The following is a 7479-nucleotide window of genomic DNA, read 5'->3' on the forward strand; positions in this document are numbered from 1 at the left end:
TTGTTTTACACTAAATAACATACTTACATTTGCTAACACTGTTATTTTTGATATACCCAGTATTACTAACAGATAAAATTGTTCAAAAAGAATAAAGATATGAGCTTAATTGAAGCATTAAATTGGCGATATGCCACAAAAAAGATGAATGGTACAAAAGTACCTCAGGAAAAAGTAGATCAGATTGTTGAGGCGGCAAGACTAGCGCCTACTTCCTCTGGTTTGCAGCCATTTAAAGTAATTGTGGTTACCAACCAGGAGTTAAAGGAAAAAATCTCAACTATTGCTTTTGGTCAGCAACAGATCATCGACTGTTCGCACCTTCTTGTTTTTGCAGCCTGGGACAATTATACCCCGGAAAAAATCAGGTCGGTATTTTCACACACTAATGCACAACGCAGTCTGCCGGCCGATGCCACAAAAGATTATGAGGACAGGATCATCTCTTTATATACTGCTAAAACTGCAGAAGAAAACTTTCATCATGCTGCTAAGCAGGCCTATATCGGTTTTGGTGTTGCCATTGCTGAGGCTGCGTTATTAAAGGTTGATGCCACACCAATGGAAGGCTTTGATCCTAAACAACTGGATGAGGTTTTAGGGCTTTCGGCTCAGAATCTGCGAAGCACAACTCTCTTGCCATTAGGTTATAGAGATGATAGCGGAGATTGGCTGGTTAACCTGAAGAAAGTCCGCACTCCTTTAGAGGATTTCGTTATAGAGTTCAAATAAGAGATTCCCAGTTTATATCAGGAGGTAGAGATTTAGGTTTCTACCTCTTTTTTTTGCCTGCGTGTAAAAATATTATATCATAAAATGTCAAATTATGTTAAACCGGGTTTGACATGAACAAGCTAAGCGCATAAATGAATATATTAGCCTAATTAATTTGTTAATTTATATTCATGAAGTATTTAAAATTTGTTGCTGCTTTGATGCTTGCCTTAGTTAGTGTACACTTTTCGGCATTTTCTCAGAAGGACACCACGATCTTAAATAATATTATAAAGAAAACAGGCAAATTGCCTGAATTGTATCCTGTAGAAAAAGTATACCTTCATTTCGACAAGCCTTATTATAGTGTGGTAGACACCATATGGTTTAAAGCTTACCTCACCTCCGAACAGAACCTTCCTTCGCCTTTAAGTAAAGTAGTTTATGTGGATGTAATGAGTAGTAAAGATTCGCTGGTAGCTTCTTTAAAATTTCCGGTAGCAAACAGCGTTGCCTACGGCAATATTCCACTGGACCCTTTGAATTTTAAACAAGGTAATTATTATGTCAGGGCATATACAGTATGGATGCTGAACTTTGACCCCGCTTATTTCTTTACGAAGAATATTCCAATTGGAGAAGCTGTTGACAAACAACTGTTGACACATTTCACCTACACTTCAGCGACTTCTACCAAAGATCAGCAGGTCATCAATGCCCGTATTCAATATAAAAATCCAGATAAATTACCCTACTCCAACAAAACGGTAAACTGGAGGGTAATATCGGATTACGATGTCATTCTAAAGGGCAAGGGTACAACAGATCAGAATGGAGTACTTAACATCAATTTGAGTCCAAAGAAAAACCAGATCATTAAAACCGGGAACTTAATTACCGACATCAATACAGGAGACAAAGAAAGCTTAACCTCTACTTTTGAGCTAAAACCTAAAAGTGGAGACAATGATATCCAGTTTTTTCCAGAGGGGGGTGAACTGATATCAGGCATACCAACCCAAGTCGCATTTAAGGCGGTTAACCCCAACGGCCTGGGTGTAAATCTTACTGGAACTATTGTAGATAACGACGGGAATCAGATCACTACTTTAGCCTCATCTCACTTGGGAATGGGCTCATTCTATGTCAATGCAGATGCTGGTAAATCCTATAAAGCTAATATTTCGTTCAAGGACGGGAGTAGCAAGACCGTTGAACTTCCAAAGTCTGCAACCTCCGGTATAACGCTCCAGATCAATAATGCGGCTGCAGACAACATCAATCTTAAAATTGTTGCTAACGACACCTATTTTCAACAAAATAAAGACAAGAATTTGTTTATTGTAGGTCAAAATGCCGGAGTAATTTATTACGCCGCCCAAACGGTTTTGCAAAACCAGGTTACAGTAGCTAAAATACCTAAAGCAAAATTCCCTTCAGGTATTGTGCAAATTACCTTGTTTTCTGCCACTGGTGAACCGGTAAGCGAAAGGATTGCTTTTATCCTGCACCAGGATGCGCTGAATCTTTCTGCACAAACAGATCTACCAGCTTACAAACCGAGACAAAAGGTTAAAATGACCGTGACAGCTAAAAATGCAACGGAGAAACTTGCAGGAAATTTTTCTGTTTCCGTGACTGATGAGCAGAAAGTTCCTTTTGATGAGGATAATGAAACCTCCATTTTCAGTTCACTCTTATTGAGCTCAGATTTGAAAGGCTATCTGGAAAAACCGAATTATTACTTCAATAAAACCAATGACAAAAAACTGGCAGATCTGGACATTTTAATGCTTACACAGGGCTATCGCCGTTTTGATTATAAAGAAATTCTTGCAGGAAAATATCCGCAGGTCAGTTACCTTCCTGAACAAGGAATGAACATTACAGGAACATTGAGAGATCGTACCGGTATGCCGGTAAAGAAGGCGGGCTTGCGTTTAACGATACCCGGCAGAACTTTCTCAGCCGAAGCCTTTACAAATCCCACTGGCGTATTTAATTTTCAGAACCTGAACTTTCCAGATTCTTCACAGGTAGTAATCAGTGCAAAATATGGCGCCAATGGCAGCAACCTGATGATTATGGTAGACCAGGAACCTGCACCCGCAATTGGCACCAACAGGAATGGTGCTGATGAGGTAATGAACATCGACAGCACCTTAAACAACTACTTGAACAACAGCAAAAAACAATATAGCTATTTAAGACAACTGAAAGAAGTTAAGATTACTGCTGCTCCAATAAAAAAGGTAAGCCACTCTGACTATTCTGCTCTTTCGGGATTAAGTATGATGCCTGACCACCTGTTAGACGCGGATCGTTTCCAGGGCTGTAATGACCTGCTAACTTGCCTTAAGAGTATGGCGATGGGACTAACCTGGGACACCAATACCAATAATTTCTATGTAACAAGAGATTTTAACGCGGGAAACAAAACGCCTGTACAAATATTCCTGGCAGGAATGCCGGTAGATGTTTATGCCCTCTCTTCCGTAAACATGGCTGAGCTGGAATCCATTGAGATCTTCACTAAAGACGAATTGGGTACTGTTAACCGGATGTACAACTCTAATGGAGTAATTTCCATTAATATGAAAAAAGCGAAGAAGGTGAAAAAGATGAGTCTTGAAGAGATCAAAAAGCTTTTACCTCAAAACAATGTGATTACTGTAAACGCTAAAGGGTACAGCAAGCAACGTGAGTTTTATTCGCCAAGGTATACTGCAGAGAACATCAACATGAAAGACCTGAGAACAACAATTTACTGGAATCCGAGGGTGATCACGGATGCCACAACCGGCGCAGTGTCCTTCGAATTCTTTAACGCCGAGGGTAAGGGTAGTTATAAAGCCGTAGTTGAAGGCTTAGACAAAAACGGCAACCCTGGCCGTTTTATCTACCGCTACACGGTTAAATAATATTTCCGGGGAGGATCTAATGATGCTCCCCGTTAATTTCGTTTTGACATTTTAGTCCGTCTTCTGTCATTACCCATTCTGCAAAATCCCTGTTGTCTTCTCCTTCCTGATCACAGTTCCAGGACCTGTAATCTTCCAGATACCGGTCAAGATCTTTGTTCAATATCAACTTAGTTCCAACAGGAACTTTCACAGTTACGTTAACTTCCTGATTACGCCAGTAATTATTTTTGGTCAGATATAATTTAGGACTAAAATTAAGTACCGAATCCTGCTGTAAAAAATCATAATGAATACTTTGCGCATTCTTTAGAGCAATATCAAAGGACTTTCCATGGGCACTAAAATTTTGGACCACTGCAAATTTCCCATCCATACTCCTTTCGATCCTGATCCGGACATCGACAGGCCGTTGAAAAGGGCCATCATTATGATCTACAATTACCCTTCCCCTATAACTGTCTGAATTGATCTGATAACGCACACTGTCTTCTTTGGAAAAAAAACGAGATTTATCCAACACCAGGGTATAAGTTCCATATGGTTTTAGCGGGCTTGTTTGTGTAAATTCAGCCTCTTCTTTAAAGTCAGCTGTTACTTTAGCGATATAAAAGATGCCAGTCGCGGTACCGAGCAACCATATAATCAACAGGCTAAAAGAAACTGCCTTATTCACCGGCCGGGAAGAAAAAGCGACACGGGCAGAGAAGAGAAGTAGCGCAAGCAGCGGCACTGCAAAAAAGATGAAAGCAGCAAACAATAACGTAGACTGGTAAGCCTGGTCTACCATACTCAAAGGAAAGATCTCATTCGCACCTGCGTCCCATACACCAAGAAAAATAGCCAGTACCACAATCAAACCCAACAACATGATTCCAGACATCAGAATAATTGTTCCCGCTACAAATTTGAATATAGTTTTTCCGGTTCCTGAAATAAATTTCCCCAATACATCAAGGAATTCCGTAATAAATGTTCCTGATCTTTTAATGAGTTGATTATTTTCCATTTCATCTTGAAAATTCCTAATAAAGCCCTGAAGATTAACAGCCTCACCTTTCATATACATTTTTTCAGACCTGGTCTGGGCGCGGGGAACAATAATCCACATCACGAAATAAGCCAGAATTCCAGCGCCTCCCACAAGTACGGAAAGGAGTGCAAACAGACGGATCCAACGGTCTTCGATATTCAGATAGTGCCCCAATCCTGCACAGACACCTGCAACCATCCCTTGTTCAGTATCTCTGTAGAGACGTTTTATGCCTGCAGAATAAGGTGGTACAAAGGTATTTTCTTCCTCCTCTTCAGAGGACTGAAAATCACGTACAGTTCCCATCTGCGAAATAATGGTTTGCACATCGTTTGTATTAATGGCCGCTTTCTGTTGCGTGACCAGAATTTCGCGGAACATCTCCGCAATTCTGTTTTCTATATCTGTTACGATTTCAAAGTCATCTGCGCTCTTTGCAAAGTGGGCTTTAATTTCATTGAGGTAGCCAGTCAAAAGCTCGTAGGCATCCTCTTCTATATGAATGAGAGAATTCCCAATATTTATGTTCAGTGTGCGTTTCATTTATTTGTTTGTTTAGAGGTTTCAATTGCATAAGAAAGTTCCTGCCAAGTGGTATCCAGCTGTTTTACCATGCCTCGCCCCTCCTCGGTAAGGACGTAGTATTTGCGGGGCGGCCCCGAAGTGGATTCTACCCAATTGTAACTGAGAAGACCGTTGTTCTTTAAACGGGTGAGCAGCGGATAGAGCGTACCCTCAACCACCAGTAATTTGGCCGATTTTAACTCGGCGATAATATCAGAGGCATAAATCTCTCCTCTCGATATTATAAGCAGCACACAGTACTCTAGTATGCCCTTTCGCATTTGTGTTTGCGTATTTTCTGCTATCATATAACAAAGATATATGTTTTATATAGTAATATGCAATACATAGTACTATATAAAACATGTATTATTTTTTAATCAACTGAATTACAGCGGTATAATTTCAAAACTTAGTTCATACTATAACTTATTTTAGCATTTATATTATCCAAAAAAGTATTTTTGTACTCTTAATTAAGCTTACATGCTAAAGAAATCCATTGAGCTCATCAGACGCGAAGCTGCTGAGCAATCAGAGAATTCCTTAAAGAGAACCTTAGGACCTCTAAATCTTATTCTTATTGGAGTTGGTCTTACTCTGGGAGCAGGCTTATTTTCTATCACCGGGATGGCAGCCGCTAATTATTCCGGTCCGGCTGTTACCATTTCATTTATTATTGCAGCACTTGGCTGCGGATTCGCAGCCCTTTGCTATGCAGAATTTGCATCTATGATACCTGTAGCAGGAAGTGCTTACACTTATTCCTATGCAACTATGGGCGAATTATTTGCATGGATTATCGGCTGGGACCTTGTTCTTGAATACTCTGTCGGATGTGCTACTGTAGCCATCAGCTGGTCACAATATCTTACCCGTTTTCTTGCCTCTTTCCATCTCTACCTCCCCGCTCAACTCACCATATCACCATTTGAAACCGCAAAACTGGCGGATGGCTCTGTAATACATGGATGGATCAATATTCCGGGCGCTTTAATCGTTGTCCTGATGACATTGATTATTATCCGGGGTACTAAAGGATCAGCCATAGTCAATGGTATTATTGTTTTTCTGAAAGTAGGTGTAGTACTGGTATTTATTGCTCTGGGCTGGAGGTATATTGATCCTGCAAATTACAAACCTTATATCCCACAAAATACAGGAGAATTTGGACATTATGGCTGGAGCGGTATTTTAAGAGGAGCAGCCTTGGTTTTCTTTGTATTTATAGGCTTTGATGCGGTTGCCGCCTCCGCGCAGGAAACAAAAAAACCAGCCAGGGATATGCCTATTGGAATTTTAGGATCCTTATTGGTTTGCACCATCCTGTTTGGGCTGTTTGCGCACGTAATGACCGGACTGGCAAATTATAAAGAATTCGCCAACAGCGGCGCACCAGTAGCAATAGCCATCGAAAAGACACCTTATGGATGGCTAAGTCAAGCCATTATCCTGGCCATACTAATTGGCTATACCTCAGTTATCCTGATCGATCTCATGGCCCAGTCCAGAATGTTTTATTCCATCAGCCGCGACGGCTTGCTTCCCAAAGTATTCTCAGACGTACATCCAAAATTTAAAACGCCCTACAAATCTAATGTAGTCCTATGCAGCTTTATTTCTCTTTTTGCCGCCTTTGTTCCGATGCGGGTAGTGGGAGAAATGACAAGTATTGGTACCTTATTGGCATTTCTCATGGTGTGCATCGGTATTCTTATCCTTCGTAAAACGGATCCAAAAGCAGAACGCCCTTTCAAAGTCCCATTTGTACCGCTTATCCCTATTCTTGGCATTTTAACCTGCCTTGCTATGATGGTTTTTATGCCGGCCGACACCTGGATCAGGTTATTGGTCTGGCTTGCAGCCGGATTGGCTATTTATTTTGTATATGGAAAAAAGAACAGTAAACTTAGAAAATCAGTCAGAATAATAAAATCCACGGATTCCGAACCTTAATTAAAGTCCCTCCAGGAGTCTAAAATATTGGAAATCAAAATATTTTCCACACAAAATCAAAGTTATTAACATTCTAACATTGTTTCGAAATCTTGGCCTGCACTTTGTCATTTATAAGTACATCATTAATATCTACTTATGATCATGAAATTAAATCCTGTTTTTCCACACCTGGCCAGGCCCAGAACGGAAAAAAGAGAAAGGGCGGAAGGAAAAAAGCTCACTCACGAGCAATGGGTAACCGTTGACAGAGTCGTGATAGCAACCCTTTTTGCATTGGTGATTATTGGT

General features: G+C 40.5%; 5 protein-coding genes. 3 read left to right on the top strand and 2 right to left on the bottom strand.

What is annotated here, in order from left to right:
* The first annotated feature begins 99 nt into the window (after positions 1-99).
* Both VNZ46_RS16220 and VNZ46_RS16225 read left to right on the top strand, forming a co-directional pair.
* On the top strand, positions 100-732 hold the full coding sequence (locus tag VNZ46_RS16220) for an NAD(P)H-dependent oxidoreductase (protein ID WP_325561109.1): 633 nt from the start codon (positions 100-102) through the stop codon (positions 730-732).
* A gap of 173 nt (positions 733-905) precedes the next feature.
* Entirely contained in the window at positions 906-3635 is a 2730-nt protein-coding gene (locus VNZ46_RS16225; protein ID WP_325561110.1) for a carboxypeptidase-like regulatory domain-containing protein, read from the top strand.
* Positions 3636-3651: 16 nt separating this feature from the next.
* On the opposite strand, the gene VNZ46_RS16230 is transcribed toward VNZ46_RS16225, so the two are convergent.
* Positions 3652-5211: a PspC domain-containing protein gene (locus tag VNZ46_RS16230; RefSeq protein ID WP_325561111.1), complete on the bottom strand. Its 1560-nt coding sequence runs from the start codon at positions 5209-5211 to the stop codon at positions 3652-3654.
* Positions 5208-5540 (bottom strand): PadR family transcriptional regulator, encoded by a 333-nt coding sequence (locus tag VNZ46_RS16235; protein WP_133783331.1) that lies wholly within the window; start codon positions 5538-5540, stop codon positions 5208-5210. The genes VNZ46_RS16230 and VNZ46_RS16235 overlap by 4 nt, the downstream gene beginning before the upstream one ends.
* A gap of 178 nt (positions 5541-5718) precedes the next feature.
* On the opposite strand from VNZ46_RS16235, the gene VNZ46_RS16240 reads away from it, so the two are divergent.
* Positions 5719-7188, top strand: coding sequence for an amino acid permease (locus tag VNZ46_RS16240; protein WP_325561112.1), 1470 nt, complete (start codon positions 5719-5721; stop codon positions 7186-7188).
* Positions 7189-7479 lie beyond the last annotated feature (291 nt).

Source organism: Pedobacter sp. (genome assembly GCF_035566355.1).
Taxonomy (GTDB): Bacteria; Bacteroidota; Bacteroidia; order Sphingobacteriales; family Sphingobacteriaceae; genus Pedobacter.